21 protein-coding genes, 1 pseudogene and 1 riboswitch are annotated in these 23047 nt (G+C 43.1%); of the genes and pseudogenes, 15 read left to right on the top strand and 7 right to left on the bottom strand.

Translation table 11 applies throughout. The features are described 5' to 3' along the window. The first annotated feature begins 119 nt into the window (after nucleotides 1-119). From CHH48_RS16150 to CHH48_RS16115, 8 genes and pseudogenes are all read left to right on the top strand, one after another. The gene (locus CHH48_RS16150; RefSeq protein ID WP_095220344.1) at nucleotides 120-992 is read left to right on the top strand and encodes a DUF4352 domain-containing protein; all 873 of its coding nucleotides are present in this window, start codon (nucleotides 120-122) and stop codon (nucleotides 990-992) included. 224 nt (nucleotides 993-1216) lie between these two features. Next, complete coding sequence (locus CHH48_RS16145) at nucleotides 1217-3403, top strand: alpha-galactosidase (RefSeq protein ID WP_095220343.1); 2187 nt, start codon at nucleotides 1217-1219, stop codon at nucleotides 3401-3403. 577 nt (nucleotides 3404-3980) lie between these two features. After that, a pseudogene (locus tag CHH48_RS19965) lies at nucleotides 3981-5036 on the top strand (diguanylate cyclase domain-containing protein); the annotation flags it as partial. Further along, on the top strand, nucleotides 5019-5849 hold the full coding sequence (locus CHH48_RS16135; protein ID WP_342747561.1) for a putative bifunctional diguanylate cyclase/phosphodiesterase: 831 nt from the start codon (nucleotides 5019-5021) through the stop codon (nucleotides 5847-5849). The pseudogene CHH48_RS19965 and the gene CHH48_RS16135, both read left to right, overlap by 18 nt. 173 nt (nucleotides 5850-6022) lie before the next feature. Continuing rightward, nucleotides 6023-6132: riboswitch (SAM riboswitch) on the top strand. A gap of 81 nt (nucleotides 6133-6213) precedes the next feature. Then, on the top strand, nucleotides 6214-7239 hold the full coding sequence (locus tag CHH48_RS16130; RefSeq protein WP_095220340.1) for a methionine ABC transporter ATP-binding protein: 1026 nt from the start codon (nucleotides 6214-6216) through the stop codon (nucleotides 7237-7239). Continuing rightward, nucleotides 7230-7892, top strand: coding sequence for a methionine ABC transporter permease (locus CHH48_RS16125; RefSeq protein ID WP_095220339.1), 663 nt, complete (start codon nucleotides 7230-7232; stop codon nucleotides 7890-7892). The genes CHH48_RS16130 and CHH48_RS16125 overlap by 10 nt, the downstream gene beginning before the upstream one ends. Before the next feature lie 5 nt (nucleotides 7893-7897). Continuing rightward, nucleotides 7898-8755, top strand: a complete 858-nt coding sequence (locus CHH48_RS16120; RefSeq protein ID WP_176466475.1) for a MetQ/NlpA family ABC transporter substrate-binding protein — start codon at nucleotides 7898-7900, stop codon at nucleotides 8753-8755. Nucleotides 8756-8758: 3 nt separating this feature from the next. Continuing rightward, a complete protein-coding gene (locus tag CHH48_RS16115; RefSeq protein WP_095220337.1) occupies nucleotides 8759-9964 on the top strand; it encodes a M20 family metallopeptidase in 1206 nt (401 codons plus the stop codon). A gap of 233 nt (nucleotides 9965-10197) precedes the next feature. Here CHH48_RS16115 and CHH48_RS16110 read toward each other — a convergent pair whose 3' ends face one another. Then, nucleotides 10198-10485: a hypothetical protein gene (locus CHH48_RS16110; protein WP_095220336.1), complete on the bottom strand. Its 288-nt coding sequence runs from the start codon at nucleotides 10483-10485 to the stop codon at nucleotides 10198-10200. 256 nt (nucleotides 10486-10741) lie between these two features. On the opposite strand from CHH48_RS16110, the gene brnQ reads away from it, so the two are divergent. Further along, nucleotides 10742-12055 carry a branched-chain amino acid transport system II carrier protein gene (gene brnQ, locus CHH48_RS16105; protein ID WP_095220335.1) on the top strand — a complete coding sequence of 438 codons (1314 nt, stop codon included), beginning with the start codon at nucleotides 10742-10744 and terminating at the stop codon, nucleotides 12053-12055. A gap of 37 nt (nucleotides 12056-12092) precedes the next feature. Here brnQ and CHH48_RS16100 read toward each other — a convergent pair whose 3' ends face one another. Continuing rightward, nucleotides 12093-12512 (bottom strand): DUF4064 domain-containing protein, encoded by a 420-nt coding sequence (locus CHH48_RS16100; protein ID WP_095220334.1) that lies wholly within the window; start codon nucleotides 12510-12512, stop codon nucleotides 12093-12095. A gap of 155 nt (nucleotides 12513-12667) precedes the next feature. Here CHH48_RS16100 and CHH48_RS16095 point away from each other — a divergent pair, with 155 nt between their 5' ends. The 3 genes from CHH48_RS16095 (at nucleotide 12668) to CHH48_RS16085 (ending at nucleotide 14763) form a co-directional block, all read left to right on the top strand. Further along, the gene (locus CHH48_RS16095) at nucleotides 12668-13057 is read left to right on the top strand and encodes a YfmQ family protein (RefSeq protein WP_095220333.1); all 390 of its coding nucleotides are present in this window, start codon (nucleotides 12668-12670) and stop codon (nucleotides 13055-13057) included. 50 nt (nucleotides 13058-13107) lie between these two features. Continuing rightward, nucleotides 13108-13611: a GNAT family N-acetyltransferase gene (locus CHH48_RS16090; protein ID WP_095220332.1), complete on the top strand. Its 504-nt coding sequence runs from the start codon at nucleotides 13108-13110 to the stop codon at nucleotides 13609-13611. A gap of 99 nt (nucleotides 13612-13710) precedes the next feature. Continuing rightward, a complete protein-coding gene (locus CHH48_RS16085; RefSeq protein ID WP_095220331.1) occupies nucleotides 13711-14763 on the top strand; it encodes a tetratricopeptide repeat protein in 1053 nt (350 codons plus the stop codon). Between the two features lie 55 nt (nucleotides 14764-14818). Here the strand turns inward: CHH48_RS16085 and CHH48_RS16080 are convergent, their stop codons facing one another. Both CHH48_RS16080 and CHH48_RS16075 read right to left on the bottom strand, forming a co-directional pair. Further along, nucleotides 14819-15166, bottom strand: coding sequence for a hypothetical protein (locus CHH48_RS16080; RefSeq protein ID WP_095220330.1), 348 nt, complete (start codon nucleotides 15164-15166; stop codon nucleotides 14819-14821). Between the two features lie 94 nt (nucleotides 15167-15260). Beyond that, nucleotides 15261-16109 carry an N-acetylmuramoyl-L-alanine amidase gene (locus tag CHH48_RS16075; protein WP_095220329.1) on the bottom strand — a complete coding sequence of 283 codons (849 nt, stop codon included), beginning with the start codon at nucleotides 16107-16109 and terminating at the stop codon, nucleotides 15261-15263. A 106-nt stretch (nucleotides 16110-16215) separates the two neighbouring features. Between CHH48_RS16075 and maa the strand changes: the two genes are divergently transcribed. Both maa and CHH48_RS16065 read left to right on the top strand, forming a co-directional pair. Continuing rightward, nucleotides 16216-16776 (top strand): maltose O-acetyltransferase, encoded by a 561-nt coding sequence (gene maa / locus CHH48_RS16070; RefSeq protein WP_095220388.1) that lies wholly within the window; start codon nucleotides 16216-16218, stop codon nucleotides 16774-16776. A 72-nt stretch (nucleotides 16777-16848) separates the two neighbouring features. Beyond that, nucleotides 16849-17988 carry an ROK family transcriptional regulator gene (locus CHH48_RS16065; protein WP_095220328.1) on the top strand — a complete coding sequence of 380 codons (1140 nt, stop codon included), beginning with the start codon at nucleotides 16849-16851 and terminating at the stop codon, nucleotides 17986-17988. 37 nt (nucleotides 17989-18025) lie between these two features. On the opposite strand, the gene CHH48_RS16060 is transcribed toward CHH48_RS16065, so the two are convergent. From CHH48_RS16060 to CHH48_RS16050, 3 genes are read right to left on the bottom strand one after another with little or no spacing between them, the layout of a single operon-like run. Beyond that, a complete protein-coding gene (locus CHH48_RS16060; RefSeq protein WP_095220327.1) occupies nucleotides 18026-19057 on the bottom strand; it encodes an aldose epimerase family protein in 1032 nt (343 codons plus the stop codon). Further along, nucleotides 19054-20547 (bottom strand): UDP-glucose--hexose-1-phosphate uridylyltransferase, encoded by a 1494-nt coding sequence (gene galT / locus CHH48_RS16055; RefSeq protein ID WP_095220326.1) that lies wholly within the window; start codon nucleotides 20545-20547, stop codon nucleotides 19054-19056. Before galT ends, CHH48_RS16060 begins: the two co-directional genes overlap by 4 nt. 13 nt (nucleotides 20548-20560) lie before the next feature. Next, the gene (locus CHH48_RS16050) at nucleotides 20561-21733 is read right to left on the bottom strand and encodes a galactokinase (RefSeq protein WP_095220325.1); all 1173 of its coding nucleotides are present in this window, start codon (nucleotides 21731-21733) and stop codon (nucleotides 20561-20563) included. A 177-nt stretch (nucleotides 21734-21910) separates the two neighbouring features. Here CHH48_RS16050 and CHH48_RS16045 point away from each other — a divergent pair, with 177 nt between their 5' ends. After that, nucleotides 21911-22915 carry a LacI family DNA-binding transcriptional regulator gene (locus tag CHH48_RS16045; protein WP_095220324.1) on the top strand — a complete coding sequence of 335 codons (1005 nt, stop codon included), beginning with the start codon at nucleotides 21911-21913 and terminating at the stop codon, nucleotides 22913-22915. Nucleotides 22916-23047: the final 132 nt, after the last annotated feature.

The raw sequence follows: 23047 nt of genomic DNA, 5'->3' as shown, positions 1-23047 counted from the left end.
TTGCTTTATTCTGCTTAATTAGTAACTAACCCCTTAAAAAGTATATATTTTCAAATTGGAAGATGGTAAAATAGGCTTACATACATATTGTATGAAAGAGAAAAAGGGGATAAGAGTACGTGAAGAAGTTATTATTTGGTAGTATGTTGGTCTTATTATTTATTTTAAGTGCTTGTGGCGGGGAAGAAGCTACGAAAGTAAAAGAAGAAAAAAAAGCGAGTGCTGCAGAGACAACAAGCGTATCCGAGCTAGAAGAGATGGATTGGGAAAACATGACAGAAGAAGATTGGGATAAGGTCAATCTGTCAAAAAAAGACTTCAAAAAATTACTGGACGCGATGTCTGAGCCGGATGAAGATGGTGAAATTGCCATCAGTTCTGCTAAACTATCAAACGACGACACTATAGAAGTGGAATTCAACAATTCGGATGGAGACACACTTGAGAACGGGATGACAGCTGCTATCATGGATGCGTTTTTCCGTCAGTTCTATAAGCATTCTGTTTATTACAATGAGAAAGAACCTACAATCGTATTCACTGATTTAACAGGTTTTACAATCATGGAAAATGACAAGCCCATTGAATATGATGAAGAAAATGCATCAAGTGACGGAGAAGATCTAGGCGAATTTAAACTAGATGAAAAGGTAGATGTTGCTGGTACAATCATCACATTAAGCAATCCAGCCTATACAGATGAGCGTAACGAATATGAAGAAGAGCCGGCAGAAGTGCTAAGCTTTGATGTAGCGGTTCAAAATGCAACAGATGAAGATCTGTATTTCGATACGTATGATTTCCAAGTATACGATGCAGATGGAACATTGATGGAAACCTATGCGCTTGATTATTTAACGGCGGATATTAAACCTGGAAAGAATACATCAGGAAAAGGGTTCTACGCTGTTAGCGGAAAAGGACCTTACGAAGTGTATTACACAGACTTTGTAACGGATGCAACTGCTAAATGGACAATTGAAGTGAAATAACTTAGAAGGCTATCCTTAGGGGTAGCTTTTTTTATTCCAAGAATTCAAAACTTTTTTGGTAGCGCTTTCTTTGTTGTGTTTATTTTGTTAAATTTAGATAGAAAGACATTGACTGAAAATCTTTAATAGATAACTAGAAATATTTTAACACTAGTTTTGTAGAATAGAAGCAGTAATAAAAACAGTATATGTTGCCAATTACACTTTAAAGGGGTAGAAAAGCGATGGCTATCAGATTCGATGAAGAACAGCGCACTTTTCATCTGCAGGGAAAATCGACTAGTTATGTTATGCAGCTGGAGCGAGATGGTTATTTGACGCACCAGTATTGGGGGAGGAAGATCAGGCAGTTTCGTAATAGTAATCGGCAGCAGTACATAGATCGTTCTTTCTCACCTAATCCGTACAATCGAGACAGGACATTCTCGTTGGATGCTTTGCCGCAGGAATACCCGCAGTATGGTAATTCGGATTTTCGCAAGCCGGCCTATCAGATTCAAATGGAAAACGGATCGACGGTAACCGATTTGCGTTACAAATCTCATCGTATATTCAGTGGAAAGCCGAAGCTTGCAGGGCTTCCTGCAACGTATGCCGGTCAGGAAGGAGCAGAAACGCTGGAAATAACCATGGAGGACAAATTACTTCATTTGGAAGTGGTCTTGCTCTATACAATTTTCAGTGAGTATGATGTGGTCGCGAGATCTGCACAATTCCGTAATAAGGGCAAACAAAAGCTAAAGCTCTTACAGGCTGCTAGTGTAAGTGTAGACTTCCGTCGATCAGACTATGACATGCTGACTATGCCGGGGGCATGGGGGAAGGAAAGGCATCTCGAAAGGCGTGCTTTGCAAGCAGGTATTCAGTCTACTGAAAGCACACGTGGAGCAAGCAGCCATCAGCAGCATCCGTTTATCGCTTTGATGGAGAAGCACGTAACAGAAGAACAGGGAGAAGTGTTCGGATTTCATCTTGTTTACAGCGGTAATTTCCTTGCTCAGGCAGAAGTCGACCAGTTTGCGACGACTCGAGTGACAATGGGTATCAACCCGTTCGACTTCACATGGTTGCTGGAACCAAACGAAACATTCCAAACACCGGAAGCTGTGCTTGTTTATGCAGCGGACGGTTTAGGGGGAATGTCGCATACACTGCATGAATTTTATCAGCAGCATTTAGTAAGAGGGGAATACAAAGATAAAGAGCGACCAATTCTAATTAATAACTGGGAAGCGACGTATTTCGATTTTGATGCTGATAAGATTGAGGGAATCGCTAAAGCTGGCAGTGAGCTCGGTATCGAGCTTTTTGTATTGGATGATGGCTGGTTCAAAAAACGGAATTCAGATTCTACATCATTGGGAGATTGGTTCGTTGATAAGGCAAAGCTGCCGAACGGACTTGTCGATTTGGCGAAACGTGTGAACGATTTAGGCATGCAATTTGGACTTTGGTTTGAGCCGGAAATGGTGTCTGTGGACAGTGATTTGTACCGGGAGCACCCGGACTGGTGTCTGCATGTCCCACATCGCTATCGTACAGAAAGCCGCGATCAGCTCGTGCTCGATTTTTCAAGACAGGACGTTCGGAAGGAGATTATAAAACGAGTTTCCGACATCCTGGAAAGTGCACCAATTACTTATGTGAAATGGGATATGAACCGGCATTTGTCTGAAGTTGGATCAGCCTTACTTCCTCCTGAGCGTCAGCGGGAAACGGCACACCGACATATTCTTGGCGTCTATGAAGTGATGGATGAGATAACCTCTCGTTTTCCGCAAGTACTGTTTGAGAGCTGTTCAGGCGGCGGCGGCCGTCATGATCCGGGAATTCTGTATTATATGCCACAGGCTTGGACAAGTGATAATACAGATGCTGTTGAGAGGCTTAAGATCCAATATGGTACAAGCCTGCTTTATCCGATTGCCTCGATGGGTTCTCATGTATCGGATGTGCCGAACCATCAAGTGCACCGATTTACATCATTGGAGATGCGGGGAGATGTCGCGATGGCAGGGAATCTTGGATACGAGCTGGATCTTACAAAGCTTACTAGCGAGGAGAAGGAGATTGTCAAACAGCAGATTATTTCTTATAAAGAGATTCGCAGACTCGTTCAGTTTGGGCAATTCTATCGTTTGAAAAGCCCGTTTGAAGGCAATGAAACGGCTTGGATGTTTGTGAATGAAGACAAAACTGAAGCTTTTATCTGTTATTATCGTGTGCTGGCTGAGCCGGCAGCACCACTCGCTTCTTTGCGGATGAAGGGGTTGGACGATGCCAAAGACTACCGGATCATTGGCACAAGTGAAATATATAGCGGTGATGAACTGGAGTACAGCGGTATTCGTATACCGACAGACCTTATTGGGGACTTCGTAAGTTATACCTGGCATCTAAAAGCTGAATAGCAGTAAAAGTCGCATTTTTGATGCGACTTTTTTATTTTGCTGTATAGGAAAACATGCTTGGTTATCGTATACTTTAGCTACTATTTCAATCTATCAAGAGAGAAGGCTGCAGTTGGAGAAGTCAAATAAGAGAAACATCAAAGCATATACAACCTTTGTTTTTTTATTCCTGCTTTTTTCTGCAGTTTATTTATTTCTATTTCGCCAGGAACCCCGGGAACTAGCGCTAGGTGCTGGTCTCTTTGCAATCATCGGTTCCGGTCTGCCGGCATTTTGGGCTTTTCGTGCTTATCATGAAGCTGAGCGGCAAGTGCGGCGGTTTTGGCTGTTTCTGGGCTTTGCGCTGCTGGGCTGCCTATTAGCAACGGTAAGCTCCTATTTTTACAATTTCAATATTGGAATAAATAACATCTTGTTATCAGCAGCAGACGTTCTATGGGTTGTATCGATTATCTTCAGTTTATTGGCGTTCCTGTACTTGATCAAACAAAAAGCGGGTGAGGTGACAATTTACGAAGTTGTCTATGATGCTGTGATCATCATCGTTGCTGCGGCCTGTTTAAGCTGGGAATTTTTGATGAAGCAAACCTGGTTTCAATTAACGCAGGATGGTATTCTCATCCAGCTTTTGGCCATCAGTCACCCAGCTAGCGATTTGCTAGTGTTATTTTTCTTGATTTGTGTATTTAATGCCCTCAGTTATCAGCGTTTGTCAAAGGCACTAGCCTGTATTTGTATCGGCTTTTTGCTCTTTTTGGTTTCTGATACCGTCTTTTTGTATTTGGCATTACAAAATATGTATTACTTTGGACATCCCATTGACTGGCTCGGGACAGCAAGTTTGCTTGTAATTGGCGGTGCAGCTTTCTTTGCGGATGATCTTGATGCACTGAGCCGGCAGGAATCCCGAACTGCAAGCACGCCGCTATTTTCGGCACGACTATGGTTTTCCAATGTCAGCGTTTTGGTTTTACTTGCGCTCATCGTAGCCAGAGGCGGCGGATTTGATTTAATAGCACTTGGCTGTATTGTTTCTACATTACTGATCATCTTTCGACAAATGAATACAATGTTCCAGAATAGAAAGCTCATGCTTGAACTGGAAGGTAAAGTATTGGAGCGAACAGAAGAGCTGTTTCAAAAAAATAAAGAATTGGAAGCTTCCATCGAACGAACGGAATTCCTTGCTGCTCATGATCCGCTGACAGGGCTCCCGAACCGTCGTGAATTTGATCGGATAGCTTCAGAATGGGTAAAGACGAACGAAAGCGGTTTTTCCTTGCTCTTTTTGGATATGGATCATTTCAAATAGGTGAATGACACGATGAATCATGGTGCCGGGGACATGCTGCTGAGAAAGGTGGCAGAACGATTGCAAGGGAATCTCGTGTCAGGAGCAAAGGTGTTCCGCCAAGGTGGAGATGAATTCCTTATTCTGTTGCCTATTACGAAGATTCCTGAGATAGAAAGAACTGTATGTGAATTAATTCAATCACTTGAACAGGTGTTTTATCTCCATGGAAAGGAAGTATTTGTTTCTGCAAGTATCGGAATTAGTCTTTATCCGCAGCATGCCGAAGATGTCGAACTATTGACTATTAAAGCAGATACTGCCATGTATGCAGCAAAGAAAAGTCACGGAAAGCGTTGGCTATTCTATGATGAGACGTACCTCCCTGCAGAACAATCCAAGCTCGAGCTGGAGAAAGAGATGCGGTATGGACTGGAAAGAGGAGAGTTCCAGCTTCACTTTCAGCCGCTATATCGTATAGATACAAATACTGTTTCTGGTGCGGAGGTATTGATGCGCTGGGAGCATCCGGAGCGAGGGCTGCTGTTTCCCAATACATTCATTCCGCTTGCTGAGGAATCACGTTTCATTATACCTCTTGGAAGATGGATGATCCGAGAAGTGTGCAGACAATGGAGCTGCTGGAAAACACAAGAGTATGAACCGATTAGCCTTGCTGTTAATATTTCTGTCAATCAATTCCTTCATCCCGATTTTCTCGCAGAATTAGAGGATGCACTGCGTGAATATGAGATGGACCCGGCTTATCTGGAATTGGAAATCACAGAAAATATCCCATTTAGTGACTCCTATGCTATAGCTGTTCTGGAGCATATCAAGCAGCTTGGTATTCGTATCAGCATCGATGATTTTGGGACAGGTTACAGCTCTCTTCAGTACATCCAGCGCCTGCCTGTTCATACATTGAAAATCGATCGTGCTTTTGTCTGCGATATGATGCACAATCGAAATAATAAAGTGTTGGTTGAAACGATTTTACTTATGGCAAAGCAACTCGATCTGGACGTGGTTGCTGAAGGTGTCGAGGAACAGGAACAGCTTGAATTTCTAAAGGAAAATGGCTGTGCGTTAGTGCAGGGATATTTGATTGGGAAGCCGACGGAGGCCGTGTTATTTCGTTCGAAGTGGCTGTAAATCCTAAGAGTGACTTTTGACAAGCATTATACTATGTTTGAAAGGCTGCGTGTAAGCAGCCTTTTTTTATTCGACAAGGGAAGAAGAAAAAAAGATTTTCAAAAAATGAATTGACATTCTATTGGAAAACCCATAACATGGTAATCAAATCTTACAACTACATACTTGTTTTATTCTTATCCAGAGAGACCGAGGGATCAGGCCCTATGACGTCTCGGCAACGGGTTTACACAAATACCGTGCCAATTCCTGCAAACGCCTATGAGCGTTTGGAAGATGAGAATGAGGAAGTTTCATACGTGGAGCCCTCTTTTTTCTGGATAAGGAAAAAGAGGGCTCTTTTGCGTTGATGGGAGGAAAAGTGATGATTACGTTCAAGGATGTATCTAAGACTTTTACAATCGGAAAACGGGAGGTGCATGCTGTCCGAAATGTGAATCTGACAATCGAGGAAGGAGAAATATTCGGCATTATCGGCTTCAGCGGAGCAGGTAAAAGTACATTGTTACGGCTAGTGAATGTGCTGGAGAACCCGACGGCTGGAGCTGTGGAAGTGCAAGGTGTGGATTTAGCTAGTCTTCGCCCAACTGAGGTCAGGAAAGTACGCCGCAGGATAGGGATGATCTTTCAGAATTTCAATCTGTTAACCTCGCGGACTGTTGCTGGTAATGTTGCTTATCCTTTGAAACTGGCAAAAATGCCGCGAGCAAAAATAAAAGAGAGAGTAGAAGAACTTCTCCGCTTCGTTGGACTGTCGGATAAAGCAAAGGATTATCCGGAACAGCTGTCGGGAGGACAAAAGCAGCGAGTGGGCATTGCTAGGGCGCTAGCTACTTCGCCGGATATTTTGATTTGTGACGAAGCAACCTCAGCGTTGGATCCTGATACAACCGGGGAGATACTCCGACTTCTGAAAAAGGTAAATAAGGAATTCGGCATCACAATTCTACTGATTACCCATGAAATGCATGTGATTCAGTCAATCTGCGACAAGGTTGCTGTTATGGAGGATGGAGAGGTCATAGAATCAGGAGGAGTATTCGATACATTCACAAGTCCTGCCCATCAGACGACGAAGCGTTTCATCCGTTCCGTGCAGCAGGATCTTCCTTCTCCGTCACTATTGGATGAGTGGAGACAAAAAGGCGGGAAGCAACTGTACCGGATCATCTTTAAAGGAGAGGTTGCGAGCGATCCTGTCTTATCCCGGGTAACAAGGAAGCACGATATTGACGTGAACATCGTCTATGGTTCCGTCCAAGAGATTCAGGCTAAATTCTACGGAAACTTACTTGTTAGCTTTGATGGAGACGTTGGGAAAACGGCCAATGCAGTGGAAGAATTGAATGAAATCGTACAAATAGAGGAGGTGGACGTAACATGGGCGTAGATTGGCAGACATTTTGGCCGCGAATCGTCGAAGCAACAGGTCAGACGATCCTGATGGTAGCTGTCACTTTGGTGATTGGTTCAATTTTCGGTATTATTATCGGTCTTTTACTTTTTGTAACACGAAAAGGAAACATCTTGGAAAATGCTTTTCTTTATCAAATTATTAATTTTCTAATCAACATTATCCGTCCGATCCCCTTCATTATCTTTTTAGTTGCGATTAGTCCGCTGACCAGAGAGGTGATTGGCACGACCATCGGAACATGGGCAGCTATTTTTCCGATGAGCATAGCAGCAGCATTCAGCATCGCTCGGGTTGTGGAAAACAACTTCATAAGTATCGATCCTGGTGTCATCGAAGCTGCCAAGGCCATGGGAGCTAGTCCGCTTCAGATCATTTATACGATACTGATTCCGGAAGCACTCGGTCCGCTCGTTCTCGGATTGACGTTCATTACAATCAGTCTGATTGATTTCTCCGCAATGGCAGGAACTGTCGGCGGAGGGGGTCTCGGCCATGTGGCGATGACATATGGATATCAGCGATTTGATACGAGCGTCATGATTGTTACAGTCGTTATTTTAATTGTGCTTGTCCAGCTTGCCCAATGGGTCGGCAATACACTTTCCAGAAAAATCTTAAGGAGATGATTGACGTGAAAAAAGCTCTACTAGGAATTGTTTCGTTAGTCTTTTTGTTTATCCTTGCAGCATGCGGAAGTAGCTCAGCAGATGGCAGTCAAACAGTTAAAATCGGTGTGACAGGGTCTGATGGTGACCAATGGCCGATATTGAAAGAAAAGGCGAAGGAAGAGGGAATCAATATCGAACTTGTAGAATTCTCCGACTATACATTGCCAAACCAAGCATTGGCGAACGGTGAAATCGACATGAACTCATTCCAGCATATCGCCTTCCTAAGTCAATATGCCAAAGAAAATGGTGATACTATCGTGCCAATCGGTTCGACAGTCATTGCCCCAATCGGAGCCTATTCAGAGAAAATAGATAGCCTTGATGAATTGAAGGAAGGCGACAAGATTGCTATCCCGGATGATCCGTCCAACCAAGCTAGATCGCTGCGAGCTTTGGAAGCAGCTGGCGTAATCAAATTAGCGGATGATTTTGGCCAATTCGGAGATCCTTCCAAGATAGTAGAGAATCCGAAGAATATTGAGATTGTACCTGTTGTTGCGCAGCAAACACCACGTGTACTGCCAGATGTAGCAGTATCTTTTATCAATAATGGGATTGCAGGTCAGGCAGGTCTTAATCCGAAAGACGATCCGATTTATCTAGAGAATGCTAATGATGATAGCATCACACCGTTTGTAAATGTTTTCGCGGTAAACAAAGATGATGAAAATAATGAGACGTACCAGAAAATTGTCGAACTATATCAGGATGAAGCAGTGAAGGAAGCAGTAGATAAGGATACGAGTGGTGGCTCTATCGTAGTTGATGTGCCGAAAGAAGAATTGCAAAAGCATCTGAAAAGACTACAGGAGGAATGAGATATGAGTAAATCTGTCACCGAGGTTAGCCGAGTTGCGCTGCATTTAGACGCAAATGGGGAAAAGTATATCCAGACAAGTCAGGCCATCCATGCTAAACCGGAAATCGGCAACCAGGAGTTTTTTGCCAGTGAAACGCTTACTGCATTGCTGGAAGAAGCGGGATTTCAGGTAGATAAAGGAGTAGCAGGGCATGAGACAGCATTTTATGCGTTGAAGGATAGCGGTAAACCAGGTCCCCGTATCGCTTTCCTCGCCGAATATGATGCATTGCCGGGCATCGGGCATGCTTGCGGCCACAATATTATCGGCACCACTAGTACGGCAGCTGGCATCGCATTGGCAGAAATATTGGACCAGACAGGCGGTAGTGTAGCGGTTCTCGGCACACCTGCTGAGGAAGGCGGACCAAACGGCAGTGCCAAAGGAAGCTTTGTAAAACATGGGTTGCTGAAAGGTATTGATGCTGCTTTAATCATTCATCCTTCTGGCAGAACGAGTGTTACTGGTGAATTTCTTGCTGTCGATCCGCTTGATTTTCATTTCTACGGAAAACCAGCTCACGCTTCAGGTTCACCAGATAAAGGAATCAATGCATTGGATGCCGTCATCCAGCTTTTCAATGGAATAAATGCATTACGGCAGCATCTTCCGCAGGACATACGCATACATGGCATCATTCCAAACGGTGGAGACGCACCGAATATCGTACCTGAATATGCCTCAGCAAGATTCTTCATCCGGGCAGAAACGTGGACAAAAGCACAAGCTGTTTCCGAGAAAGTTAGGAATATTGCTCAAGGGGCGGCATTAGCTACTGGAGCTAGCGTCAAGATAGAGAGATTCCAAAATGAAGTGAAGGATTTTGTCCTGAATTCGGTGCTGGACCAGGTGCTCAAGGAAGAATTGGAGAATGTAGGAGAGTATGTTCATTTGAAGAAAGGCAAGGGACGGGGGTCGACTGATACAGGTAATATCAGTTATGAGGTACCGACTGCGCATCCTTATATTCAAATTGGACCGGAAGATTTGATTGGCCATACAGAGGAATTCAGGGAAGCTGCCCGTTCTGAAATTGGTGATGCAGCCGTATTAAAAGGAGCCAAAGCATTAGCACATACAGGTTACCGGTTGCTGACAGACAAGGAACTCCTGAAGCAAGCTAAACTTGCTTTTGAAGAGAGTAAGACTCGAAAACAAGTTAAATGAAGATAGACCCGTCAGGAATTTTCTGACGGGTCTATTATTTCATATACTCTTGATTAAAGCAGGTGCTTGGGAGTGGATGCCGGAAGCCAGCCAACACTCTGCTACATATTGGGATAAACTGTTTGCTCCATAGTTTGTCTGCAGTATACTGTCAGCTAGCCTAGTGCTGAATCGTATATGCTAGTCCGACTAAGTAATCTCTTATAACCTCTGCCTATATGGCAGAGGTTTTTTTATGAAAAGTTCCGCTTCTCCCTCCGAAAAACTCCCCAAGTTGTCTTTGTAGCGGCATAACTGCCAATGGCAGCATAGCCATAAAAATAGCCCATAAAAATACCGGCAATCAAATCATGTGGATGACTGTAAAAAATCGAGAGTGCCAGACCGATTAAGATGGCGGCAGTAGGCACATACTGCTTTGGTAACGGTAAAAATAGTTTAAGAAGTTGTGTGAGGACAAGTGTTGCTGGGATGCCAATAACAGAATCCCAAAAGTTTGTTTGAATGTTAGGGAAGTCCATAATCATGTTCCTTTTATGCTTATTGTCGGGAACAACCGATAAATTATTCGTATTAGGCTTTGATAAAGCGGATCTTATGTTTGAATAAATTTGTTATACATATAATTACAGAAGATTCCTAACAAAAACTCCTTGAATGTTGCACAATTCAGTATTATACTAACCAGTATTGTGTCAGAAAATCTGACAAAATTTTATTAAACTCAATATTTTGTTATTTATCAGACTATTCGAATAGTTAGTGGAGGTTTTTTTTGTGTCAAAGAAAGTACCAGGTTCATTTACCGTCATTCTTGGTTTGATGCTCTTTGCTTTGTTCTTCGGAGCGGGTAATCTGATTTTCCCGCCGTTGCTTGGGCAGCAAGCCGGTGAAAATATATGGATAGCTAATGCAGGCTTTCTTGTAACAGGGGTCGGGTTGCCGCTGATTGGGATCATCGCCTTCGTTTATTCAGGCGAGCGGGATCTTATGTCACTATCGAGCAGGGTGCACCCGGTATTCGGAATTGTTTATACGATCATTCTATATCTTGCAATCGGGCCTTTTTTTGCTATACCGCGTGCAGGGAATGTATCATATGAGATTGGTTTAAAACCATTCTTGCCTGCTGATCCAGGTCCGCTTCCGTTGATTTTGTTTTCGGTCCTTTTCTTTGCAATTACTTGCCTGTTATCGATGAACCCTACTAAGATCATCGATGTAATCGGGAAATTCCTGACACCAATCAAACTGGCTTTTATCAGCTTGCTTGTTATTGTCGCCATTATTTTCCCAATCGGCAAATTCCATGCACCCCAAAGTGAGTATACGGCAAATGCTTTCTTTAAAGGATTCCAGGAAGGCTATTTGACCTTAGATGCGCTAGTTGCTTGTGTGTTCGGAATCATCATCGTAAATGCTTTAAAGGATAAGGGCATCACGAACAAAGGCTCGGTCATGAAGGTTTGCTTGTTAGCAACTGCTCTTGCAGCCGTTGTACTTGCTGTGATTTATACAGCGCTTTCCTTCATGGGTGCGTCCAGTGTCAGTGAGCTTGGTTATTTAAGCAATGGTGCTGAGATTCTTGCTGATGTATCCAATTATTATTTCGGCTCATGGGGCATGATTTTCCTTGGATTGATGATCACGGTTGCCTGTCTAACGACAAGTGTTGGATTGATCACCTCTTGTTCAACGTTTTTCCATGAGTTAATGCCGCGTATTTCTTATAAGACGTTTGCTATTGTGCTATCTGTCTTCAGTGCGGTAGTAGCGAACATCGGTCTTACAGAATTGATATCTATCTCAGTCCCAGTGTTGATGGCTATTTATCCGATTACGATCAGTCTGGTGTTTCTTACATTCCTGCATCCGTTATTCGGCGGAATGCGTGAAGTATATATCGGCAGTCTTATACTGACATTCTGTGTGAGTATCTTTGATGGTTTCAATGAGGCAGGCTTGCAGATAACTGCAGTTAATGACCTTTTCCAAACGGTATTGCCTTTCTATGAAGTAGGTCTTGGCTGGGTGGTACCTTCCATCATCGGGGCTTTGCTTGGATTACTTGTATCAAAGGTTAGAATCTAATAGAAAAAAGTCTTCTCCGAAGCCGGAGAAGACTTTTTTATGCAGATCTTTTTTTCAGCATACCGCCTGCAATGAATAAGAGCACAGGAATGATAACGGTGGCCAGAGATAAAACTCCCGCGCTGAATAGTGTTAATGCGGCACCTTTAGGTCTTTTAGAAATGATGGTATAGCCTATTAGTACAATGATAGCAATGATGGCTATGTATATAGTAGGGATGGCAAAGAATACTTGCAAGGCAGACATGGTTTCAGCAGCCATTTCATCAGGGCTGATAGAAGGAGTTTCCCCGGAATCAAGTGTTCTTTGATACTTTGGGTCGTTTTCAAGATAGCGGGCCACTGTCTGTTCCATGGATTGATTTTGAGGCAAAGTGATCGTGAAGAAAAGACTAGCGATAAAGATTAAAACCAATAAAACTAATGAAATCAGCGTTAACATTTTTGGTGTTTTCATTTGTAATTACCTCCATTTTCCAGTATAAGTTTTGAGAACCATTAAATGAATAGGGCAGAAGGCGTATCTGTCATTTTCTTGTCAAAAATGAAGAAGAGCGTTTACTGAAACTGTGTTATTATAAGCACGATTAATTAGAATCGAGGCGAAAAGATTTGTCGTGGGTATTTATAGTCTTATTGATTGTAGCTAGTTTGATTAAAGTTTTAGCGGCATCTTTACCGAGTGGGGTTGTAGATAAAGTAGGAAAAAGATTTCAGCTGCATCCGAAGCTGTCTTATGATGTAACTGTCAAGCGGGATGGCGAGGTTCTATCAGCTGAAGAGACACAGCTTATTATTGATCAATTCAATGAAGCCAGCTTCTTAGAAAAATACTATTATGCCCCTGCTCCTGAAGGTGTACCGTTAGAGATAGAAACAAAGCAAGGACGTTTTCTGGTATATGCATATACAGACAGAGTAGATGTATTCAAATATCAGAAGAAGAAGGTTTCATCCTACAGCTTGCGCTCCCAAACAATGCAGGGACAGGCTGCAAATTGATTCAGCTTTCTATATAATAGATAAAAACAGGAAGCGGGAGCGTGTGCAGGATGAGAACCAGGAAATTGGCTGGGAATTATGTGCTGATCCAGTCGGCTGCAGCTTTTTACCAAGAGGCGTGGCAAGTGAGCTTTGCCGATATTGCTCCTCGATTTGTCCGTCACAGTAGGTATCCAGGTTATCAGGGCCTAGTGAAGCTGGACGAAAAGAGTCATATGGTCGGTTTGGTGTATGGATACACATCAAGGCCAGGGCAATATTATCATGATCTGCTGAGACCGGCACTGCAGGAGAATGGCAAGTCGGATTGGCTGGATGATTGCTTCGAATTAGTGGAGCTAGTAGTTGCTCCCTCTGTACGAGGATCAGGGATCGGAACCGCTCTGCTTAATCAGCTGCTAACTGCAGCTCCAAACAAAACAGCTGTCCTGACCACACGTGAGAATAATATCAGAGCAATTCAGTTTTATGAACGGAACGGATGGGAATTGCTAAAAGATTCTTTTTATCCGAACGAGAAAGCATATCGAATATATGGGAAAAAACTAATATGAACCGATTCACCAAATGGTGGATCGTTTTCTTTCTGAACGCCTAAACATTTCCATGAAATCTACCGATGATTCAGATATGAATAGAAAGAGGGTGAGCCGATGTACCAGACAGATATGAAAAACGCTGAAATATTTAACAAGCTGCTTGATAAGTTATATGTAAATATTAAAACGGAACAGATCCGTGCTGCAGAGAGTATTCGCAATGAAATAACTGAACAGGAAGATGCAATTCGCGATGAAAGGCTGCTTGCAAAAAGTATGCTGTACGATGCTCGCTTGGAGATGCTGAAAGGTGATTTGGATAAAGGAGAAAAACTGCTCGAGGGTGCTGCTGATGCATTCGCGCTCACCGCCGAAAATCTATACTACTACCATTTCTTCAAGGGTCTGCTGCTGTACCGGCAAACCAAACTTCAGGATGCAATTGTCGAATTTGAACGTGCAGAACCGTTTTTGTCCGTACAAATCGACCATCGGGAAGTGTCTGATTTCTATTATAAACTGGCAATTACGTACTATTATATGAAAATGACTGCTTTTTCAGTCTTGAATGCCAATAAAGCTATCGAATCAGCTCTTCGTTACGATCAGAAATTACAGCTTGGAAAATGCCTCCTGCTCCAAGGATTGAATCATATGCATATGACTGACTTTCGGAAAGCGGAGGAACTGTTTCAAGCTGCTCTAAAGCATGATGTGTCCGAGTCCGAGTTGCAGCTGCCTATGTATATTTATCACAATATTGGTGTGCTGTATTTCAAACAAGATCAGCTTGAGAAGGCAATGGGACATTTTGAAAAATCTATGCATTACAAGCATCCTGAATATTATTTGAAGAGCTTATACTACGTGACAGAATGCTGTTTCCGGCTTGGCTTGAAGGATCGTGCAATGGAGCATTTTACTGAGGGGTTTGCTTTAAGTAAGAAGCGGGATGAAGATGCGTATAAATGGATGTTCGCCATGCTTCATAAACAATTTGTCGATAAGGACAGTTTTGAATTAGTGTGGCGGGAAGGCATTGAATATTTTCAATCCATCGAGGATGACAATAACGTTCGTCACTTTTCCGAACGACTGGCTAAATATTATACAGATAATCATGACTTTGAAAAAGCATCCAGATACTATCTTCTGGCTTTAAAATAGAGTATAGAGTAATGCTAGAAAAGGAGATTGCTTCTTGCAGTCTCCTTTCTATGTATTATGATAGCTTCCAAGCAGGGATCAAACTATGGAATTGGAAGAAGTAGCTCATTGGGATGTGCATCAGGGTGTAGAAAACTAAGGTTGTGGCATAGGTGATTAACCAATTCGTAACAGGCACCTGCAGGAACAGATACAAAAGCAGCATGCCGACTGGGAAAGGAACGAGTACAATCAGCCAAATCGGTGCCCCAAGAGCCTCTGTCATTGCACCAAGTGCGACGACGGAGAAGCCGATGAGTATTGCTTGCCATATTGGTAATCCGTGCCGAAATAATAAGCTGCCAACATAATAAGAGAGTCCGGTAAGTATGATGGCTAAAATGAAATCCACTAAGTATTTCAAATCTTAATCCCCCCTGTACCCTCCAATTATACGATTATATAAGTAAAAGTAATGTGAATATTATGTAAAAAGCCGCCGTATCGGCAGCTCTGCTTTAGCTTGCATATTCTTTGATTCCTTCGGCAATCGAAGTGGCTACTTTATCTTGATAACCTGCATCGTTAAGAAGCACAGCATCAGCAGGGTTAGAGATAAATCCTGTTTCAACGAGTACAGCAGGCATGGATGTGTGGCGCAGTACATAAAAATCAGCACTATGTGTGCCTCTGTTTTCATTATTCGTATTGGATACTAATGCAGTCTGTATACTGGAAGCCAGCTGCTTCCCGCTGCTGCTTGCTCCGTAATAGTAAGATTCCAATCCTTTTGCTGACGAAGAAGTAGCACTATTGGCGTGGACGCTTACAAATAAATCTGCTTTCCAGTTATTCGATAATGTTGCTCGTTCCGGTAATGGAATAAAAACATCCTCACTGCGCGTCATTTTTACATCATATCCATTAGCAAGTAACCTGCGCTGCAGTTTTTCCGAAATAGTCAGGGCTACCCATTTTTCCATCGTATCATTTCCGATTGCACCAGGATCTTTGCCGCCATGACCGGGATCGATAACTATTCTGTGAACAGGCTGCCCGTTTGATGATTCAGCGGGAGTGGCTGGTTCTTTTTGCGCTTCTGTTACATAATCCAAGCTGAGATAACCTGTTTGGCTATCAATGGTTATCTGTCCCCAGCCATCTCCTCTGTCGATATATTGGAACTGGGTGCCTGCTGGGAACTTACCGATAATGGCTGCATCCGTCGAAGGGGAAGCTCTGATATTCAGGTTTGCAGTCGTCTGTCCAATATTAGAATCGCTAGCGTTTGCTTGGGAGGGCATGATCAATAAAAGTGCAATGAGTATAAATAATAGAGGCAGGGCAACTTTGAGGCGGGTGTGCATAGTAATTCTCCTTTGCGATATAATAGAATCAGTATGGTCAGTATTTACGAGATTTATAACAATAGATATATAAAGTAAGAGATTATTAAAAGGGGTGAAGATAATGATGAAGACAGAAAGAGAGAAAATGGTGGCAGGGGAGCTTTATCGTCCTTCCGATAAAGAGCTGACAGACAGACGTATGGAAATAAGGGAATTGATCCGGAAATATAATGATACAACAAGCTATGAACATGCTGAGCGCGCGGATTTATTGCATCAGATACTTGGCTCATCAAAAGGCAAAGCCTACATCGAACCGACTTTTCGCTGTGATTATGGGTACAATATTCATCTTGGAGAAAGCTTCTATGCGAATTTTGATTGTGTGATGCTGGATATTTGTGAAATCCGCATCGGCGATAATTGCATGCTGGCTCCAGGTGTACATATATATACCGCAACGCATCCATTGCATCCGGTAGAACGTAATTCCGGTTATGAATTGGGCAAGCCGGTGACAATTGGAGATAATGTCTGGATCGGCGGGCGTGCTGTTATCAATCCTGGTGTTACAATCGGAGATAACGCGGTTATCGGATCAGGTGCAGTCGTCACAAAAGATGTCCCTGCAAATACAGTAGTCGGAGGAAATCCAGCAAAGGTGATTAAAGAGATAGAGATTTAGAAGATAGTGTGGGAGTCAGTTTTGTTCGAATGATGATATACTGAAATTACTACTGATAGTGGAGCGGTTTATATGCAGCGTGGCACATTTCAATTGATGAAAACAGTGAATAGATCTTTGATCCTCAATAAGATTCGTATAGCAGCGCCAATATCACGCGCAGGTATAGCGAAGGAGACAGGCCTGACGCCTCCGACAGTCAGTATCATCGTCAAGGAACTGATTGAACAAGGTCTAGTGGAGGAAAGCAAGCTCGGCTCCTCGAGCGGCGGCCGCAAGCCTACCATGCTTCATATCCGGACAGATGAGTTGTTCGTCATCGGTGTTGATGCTGGCCCTGGTACAATCGACTGTATTCTGACGAATCTCACAGGAGAGATGTTAGGGGTCGTCTCTTATCCGCTTAGCGTACATACTAATAGCGAGTTTTTGCATCAAGTCATACAAGCTATTCAACAATTACTAGACCGGCATAGTATGCAAACGGAGCAGATCATAGGTATTGGAGTAGCGATGCATGGAGTAGTTGATGCAAAAACTGGTGTATCTCTCGTAGCTCCTCTCTTAGGATTACATAATATTCCTATTAAGCAGGAGCTGGAAAATAGATTCAGCATTCCGGTGAAAGTGGATAATGATGCTCGGGCAATGGCTCTTGGGGAATCATGGTTTGGCGGGTATGATATGCAGGATAGTATGGTAGCTGTCAATATCGGGCGCGGAATTGGTGCGGGAATCATTATCGGAGGAAAGCTTTTTCACGGAGCAGCAGGGCTGGCTGGTGAGCTAGGGCATATGTCTATCGATCCAAACGGAGAAAAATGTGCTTGCGGAAACCGTGGATGCCTTCAGACACTTGCAAGCGGACCGTCTATTGCGCGGAGAGCAAGGACGGCGAGTGGGGAAGCTGTTTATCATGCAGCAAAAGCTGGAGATGAAGAAGCTAAGATCATTCTGGAAAAAACCGGTCAGATATTAGGAATCGGTCTGGTCAATTTAATTCACCTGTTGAATCCTGATCGAATCATTCTTGGTGGTGGTGTGATGGAGAGTGCAGCGTTTCTCCTTCCGCCTTTAAAGGAAGAAATTGCGAGCCGAGCCTTGACGGTTGAAGCTGCGCAGACTGAGATAATGGTAAGTAGACATGGAAATCGTGCGACAGCGTTAGGGGCAGTAGCACTGCAATTGGTTGATCTGTTTGCCCCGGTATAATAAAAGCAGCCAATCTATAGATTGGCTGCTTCTTTATTTATTTTGTTGTAAAAGAGAATACAGTCTCTTTTCGGTACTCTTCACCTGGCTTCAAAATGAGGTCTGGGAAACCATCATGATGCAATCCTGCAGGGAAAGCTTGTGTTTCAAAACAAATTCCCAGGTGCTTTTCCGACTTGCGTTCTTTTAGTTCTAATGAATCATCAAGGCCGTTACCGGTGTATAAAACGAGACCAGGCTGGTTCGATTCGATAGTCATCAGTCTTCCGCTTTGGGGATCATAGAGCCCAGCTTTTGGTTTCTCAGTGCTTGAGAACAAGAAATAGTGATCGATGCCATCTCCGGCAATGCGAAGCTGATCATGCGGCGTGCTGAATACTTCCTGTAACGGTTTAAACGATCGCAAATCGAATGGAGAAGCAGCTGTATCCAGCAGTCTTCCTGTTGAAATCAGCTCTTCATCCAACTCCGTGTACTGATTACTTGCGGCCATTGCCTGCTGCGTTGCAACAGTCCTTTTCAGGTCGCCGCTGAGATTGAAGTACGTATGGTTTGTCAGCGTGACAGGAGTTGCTTTGTCAGTGGTTGCTTCATAAAGAATCACCAGTTTATTGTCCCCTGTAAGGGTATAAGTGACATTCACCGTCAGATTGCCTGGATAGCCGCCTTCTCCATCTTTGCTAGTGTGAGAAAGTCGAAGGCCGTTTGTCTGATTTTCTTCGAAAGGTTCAACTTCCCAAAGTACTTGGTGGAAGCCTTCAGAACCGCCGTGTAAGTGATGTTTTCCTTCATTTGCTTTCAGATGAAATGACTCGCCGCCCAACTCGAATTCCGACTCTTTTATCCGTCCAGCCACCCGACCGATCAAGGCACCGAAGTAGTTCGGATTATCTTTGTAATCCTGGAGGTCGTGATAACCTAGTACAATATTCTCCAAGTTTCCGTCCTTATCAGGAACTTCTAAGGAAGTAATGATGCCCCCGAAGTTCAGCACTTCAAGCCGCATCCCTTTATTATTAGTTACAGTGTGCAATTCCCATCCATCCTGAAGCACAGTCTTTTCGATCATGAAGACACCACTTTCTGATTAAGTTTTGTGATAAAACGTTGAAGGGCTGTTTCATCCTTGAAGACACCAGCATCCTCCAATACACGGACGAATTTCTGGCCAAGTTCTTTTTGTACAACCTCTTTTGCATATTGTTCGTTGTGAAGGAAGCCATGTTTCTTCCGCAATTCCTGAGCCCATTCTTCGTGCGGAGGGTCCACCTCATCTGCTTTTCCGGCGAGGAACTTATAAATTGTTTCAAGCTCCGTTGCCAAGCGTGGCGGCAAAACAGCAAGACCCATTACTTCAATTAAGCCGATATTTTCTTTTTTGATATGATGCACATCTGCATGTGGATGAAAAATACCCAGCGGGTGGGTAGCTGTCGTTCGATTATTGCGAAGTACAAGATCCATTTCATATAATTCATCACGCATTCTAGCAATCGGAGTTATCGTATTATGAGGCGTATCGTCTGTAAAAGACAAAATGGAAGCATCTTCATCATCGTAATCCCGCCAAAACGCTAGAATGCTTTCTGCTGCTTTCGCAAGCTTTTCTTGATCATCCGCCTTGAGCCGGATGACCGTCATCGGCCAATTGAGCACAGCTGCGCTAACATCCGGATGCGCATGAATTGAGAAGGTACAGCGTTCTTCCGCATTGGTCATGGCAAAGGTATAGCGTCCTGCTTGATAATGATCGTGTGAGAGAATGGAACCTCCTACAATCGGCAAATCAGCGTTCGAGCCGATGAAATAATGAGGGAACTTCTCTACAAATTCAAGCAGTCTACGGAATGCATCTGCATTGATTTTCATATCCCGATGTTCTTCTGATAATACGATGCTGTGTTCATCGTAATAAACATAAGGCGAGTATTGGAAAAACCATTTTTCCTCTCCTAGTGACAATTCAATTACGCGGTGATTGGAGCGTGCTGGATAACCGATCCTGCCGACATAGCCTTCATTTTCTTTACAGAGCACACAAAGAGGATAGGAATTATCCTGCTTCGTCATACGCTCACGCTTGATTTGCTCTGGATCTTTTTCTGGTTTGGACAGATTGATAGTAATGTCCATTTCGCCATATTCCGTTTGTGTTTTATACGATATGTTCTTCTTGATACGATTCATTTGGATGTAGTTACTGTTCTTGCTTAGATTATAAAAGTAATCGGTTGCCTGTTCTGGTGATTTTTTGTAATAGCCATCAAATAAAGTTTGAACGGTGGAAGGGCGAGGCATGAAGCAATTCATCAACGATGCAGCAAGCATCTCCTTCTCATCCAGAATGTTATCGATGATATCTTCTTTCACGGCATATTCGATGATGCGATCTACTAAATCCGGTATCGAATCGGAGCTTGTTAAAATCTTATGTGCCGGATATGTTGTCATCTTCAACAAGTGCATCACCTGGTTGCGTACATAGATGGTATCTCGTTCCTGTATCAAATCTTCCTTACAAGTCTGTTCCAATAAACTCTCAATATCTGAATAAATCATATGAACACTTCCTTTATGCTAGTTCCTTTGCACCGTCACCGATTGTTGCGGTATAGAAGGTTGCTTCATATCCAATCTTTTCTTTATAGTGCTGCTGGATACCTGCTTGAACAGCGTCCGCTTTATCTTTTTCTACTAATGCAATAGCGCAGCCGCCGAATCCAGCACCAGTCATTCGAGCACCAAGAACGCCAGCCTGTGCCCAAGCCGCTTCAACAATCGTATCGAGTTCCTGTCCTGTTACTTCATAATCATCACGCAGTGAACGATGCGAATCATTCATCAATTCCCCGAATGCAGCCAAGTCATGCTTTTGAAGTTTCTTTAGTGCCTCAATTGTGCGGTTGTTCTCATACACAGCGTGGCGTGCCCGTTTGACGTGAACGGGATTGCTGATTAATGTGTGATGCTGTTCAAAAGTATTTGGTGTAAGTTCTCCGAGACTATTAATCTTCAATTTTTGCTGCAAATCCTGCAACGCAGCTTCGCATTCTGATCGGCGTTCGTTATATTTTGAGCCAGATAATGTTCGTTGTTTATTCGTATTTGCAATTAAGATAACGTGTTCAGACAAGTCCACAGGTGCATGCTCGTAATCTAAAGTGTTGCAATCAAGCAGAATGGCGTGTCCTTGTTTGCCCATTCCGACTGAAAATTGATCCATGATGCCGCTGTTTACACCGATATACTCGTTCTCCACCCGTTGTCCAAGCTGTACAAGCGGAATTCGTTCCATTTCCAGTCCATATATGCTATCAGCCAATACGCCTGTGACTAGCTCAATGGAAGCTGAAGAGGAAAGACCAGCTCCGTTCGGTATATCACCATAAAAGAGGATATCCAGGCCAGATGTTATTTTCCCTGTAGTTTGCTGCAAATAAAGCAGTACGCCTTTTGGATAATTGGCCCAATCATCTTCAGATCGATAGGCAAGGTCATCTAATGTCCGTTCAATGATACCGTTTTCAGAAAAGTTCATGCTGTAAAATCTGAGTAAGTTGTCACTGCGTTTCACAGCCAAAGCATAGGTACCATAGGAGATTGCTGCTGGAAATACATGTCCGCCATTATAATCAGTGTGCTCGCCAATCAGATTTATTCTGCCGGGAGCAAAGAACTGGCGTGGTGTATCAGCAGTTTGAAAGATCTCTTGAAATGAAGCTGTTAAATTCGGATTAAACGTCATTACGATTCCTCCTAATAAGACTTTATTAATTTAATTAACTAAGTTATGGATAGTGTACTACAGGACGAAAGTGGAAGCAAGAAATACTTCGATACAGATGTCAGTATAAAATTTTAGTAAAAAGTTTACTTGAATTAGTTTATCTGTCATAATTCAAAGCAGAAGAGGTGAGAGAATTTGGCGACAATCAAGGATATTGCGAATGAAGTGGGATATTCTGTTTCCACGGTCTCCAGAGTGCTGAATCACGATGACAGCCTATCTGTGACGGAAGAGACAAAGGATAAGATATTCGCTGTGGCAGAACGTCTGAACTACCGGAAAAAGGAAGTGCATATGCGAATCAAACAAATAGCTCTTCTCTATTGGGTAACAGATACAGAAGAGCTGGAGGATGTTTATTTCAAGACGATGCGTAAAGCGCTGGAACAATGTGCGAAAGAACGGAATGTTGAATTGACCTTGTACAAAAAAGAGGATGGGATAGAAGATGTTCCGGATACAATCCAAGGATTTCTGGCAGTGGGAAGTTTTACAGAAGCAGAGCACAAAAAACTTCAGATTCTAAGTGGAAATGGTGTTTTTATAGATTCAGCACCTGATCCGGATCATTATGATGCTGTACGCCCGGATCTAGAATGGATGACAAGAAAGCAGATAGACCATTTATTGCAGCAAGGACACCGGCAAATCGGCTTCATTGGAGGAACTTTTCAAAACCCGGATACGATGGCTGATGAAATGGATCTCAGGGAGAAGGCCTTCCGAACCTATATGGAGAAAAAGGGTATACTAGATGATCAATCCGTTCTCTGCAGGCGTGGTTTCAGTGTTGAAAATGGCTATGGCTTAATGAAAAAAGCGATTGCTGAACTGGCGGTTTTGCCGAGCGCGTTCGTTGCAGCGGCTGATCCGATTGCGGTTGGTATGCTTCAGGCGTTAAATGAAGAAGGTATCGCTATTCCTGGACAGGTAAGTGTGATCAGTATCAATAATATTAGTGTTGCAAAATACGTTTCGCCACCGTTAACGACCATCCATATCGATTTGAGTGAAGTGTGTAAGACAGCTATTGATTTGCTGCTGGAACAAATTCTAGGTAAGCGGACATTATCTAAAACAGTACTAATTACTGGAGAAATTGTCGAAAGAAAGAGTACATTGACGAAAACGACTGACTAAAAAGGTCGTTTTTTGTTTGCGTAAATTATTTACTGTAAATGAGTAAAATAATTGTTTACTTAGGATTACTATAGTGCTATCTTTAATGTTGTAAACGCTTTCAAATAAAGGAGTGGGGTCGGGTGAAAAGGA

The organism is Terribacillus saccharophilus, assembly GCF_002272075.1.
Lineage (GTDB): Bacteria > Bacillota > Bacilli > Bacillales > Amphibacillaceae > Terribacillus > Terribacillus saccharophilus_A.
The sequence above is the reverse complement of the archived record's forward strand: the minus strand, read 5'-3'. Positions and strand labels throughout refer to the sequence as shown.

What these genes read in the sequence shown, in the direction of transcription:
- CHH48_RS16065 (WP_095220328.1), top strand. Translation starts at nt 16,849, where the DNA reads ATGCAGCGTGGCACATTTCAATTGATGAAAACAGTGAATAGATCTTTG.
- CHH48_RS16115 (WP_095220337.1), top strand. Translation starts at nt 8,759, where the DNA reads ATGAGTAAATCTGTCACCGAGGTTAGCCGAGTTGCGCTGCATTTAGAC.
- CHH48_RS16125 (WP_095220339.1), top strand. Translation starts at nt 7,230, where the DNA reads ATGGGCGTAGATTGGCAGACATTTTGGCCGCGAATCGTCGAAGCAACA.
- galT (WP_095220326.1), bottom strand. Translation starts at nt 20,547, where the DNA reads ATGATTTATTCAGATATTGAGAGTTTATTGGAACAGACTTGTAAGGAA.
- CHH48_RS16100 (WP_095220334.1), bottom strand. Translation starts at nt 12,512, where the DNA reads ATGAAAACACCAAAAATGTTAACGCTGATTTCATTAGTTTTATTGGTT.
- maa (WP_095220388.1), top strand. Translation starts at nt 16,216, where the DNA reads ATGAAGACAGAAAGAGAGAAAATGGTGGCAGGGGAGCTTTATCGTCCT.
- CHH48_RS16145 (WP_095220343.1), top strand. Translation starts at nt 1,217, where the DNA reads ATGGCTATCAGATTCGATGAAGAACAGCGCACTTTTCATCTGCAGGGA.
- CHH48_RS16135 (WP_342747561.1), top strand. Translation starts at nt 5,019, where the DNA reads ATGTATGCAGCAAAGAAAAGTCACGGAAAGCGTTGGCTATTCTATGAT.
- CHH48_RS16060 (WP_095220327.1), bottom strand. Translation starts at nt 19,057, where the DNA reads ATGATCGAAAAGACTGTGCTTCAGGATGGATGGGAATTGCACACTGTA.
- CHH48_RS16075 (WP_095220329.1), bottom strand. Translation starts at nt 16,109, where the DNA reads ATGCACACCCGCCTCAAAGTTGCCCTGCCTCTATTATTTATACTCATT.
- CHH48_RS16110 (WP_095220336.1), bottom strand. Translation starts at nt 10,485, where the DNA reads ATGGACTTCCCTAACATTCAAACAAACTTTTGGGATTCTGTTATTGGC.
- CHH48_RS16130 (WP_095220340.1), top strand. Translation starts at nt 6,214, where the DNA reads ATGATTACGTTCAAGGATGTATCTAAGACTTTTACAATCGGAAAACGG.
- CHH48_RS16050 (WP_095220325.1), bottom strand. Translation starts at nt 21,733, where the DNA reads ATGACGTTTAATCCGAATTTAACAGCTTCATTTCAAGAGATCTTTCAA.
- CHH48_RS16090 (WP_095220332.1), top strand. Translation starts at nt 13,108, where the DNA reads ATGAGAACCAGGAAATTGGCTGGGAATTATGTGCTGATCCAGTCGGCT.
- CHH48_RS16085 (WP_095220331.1), top strand. Translation starts at nt 13,711, where the DNA reads ATGTACCAGACAGATATGAAAAACGCTGAAATATTTAACAAGCTGCTT.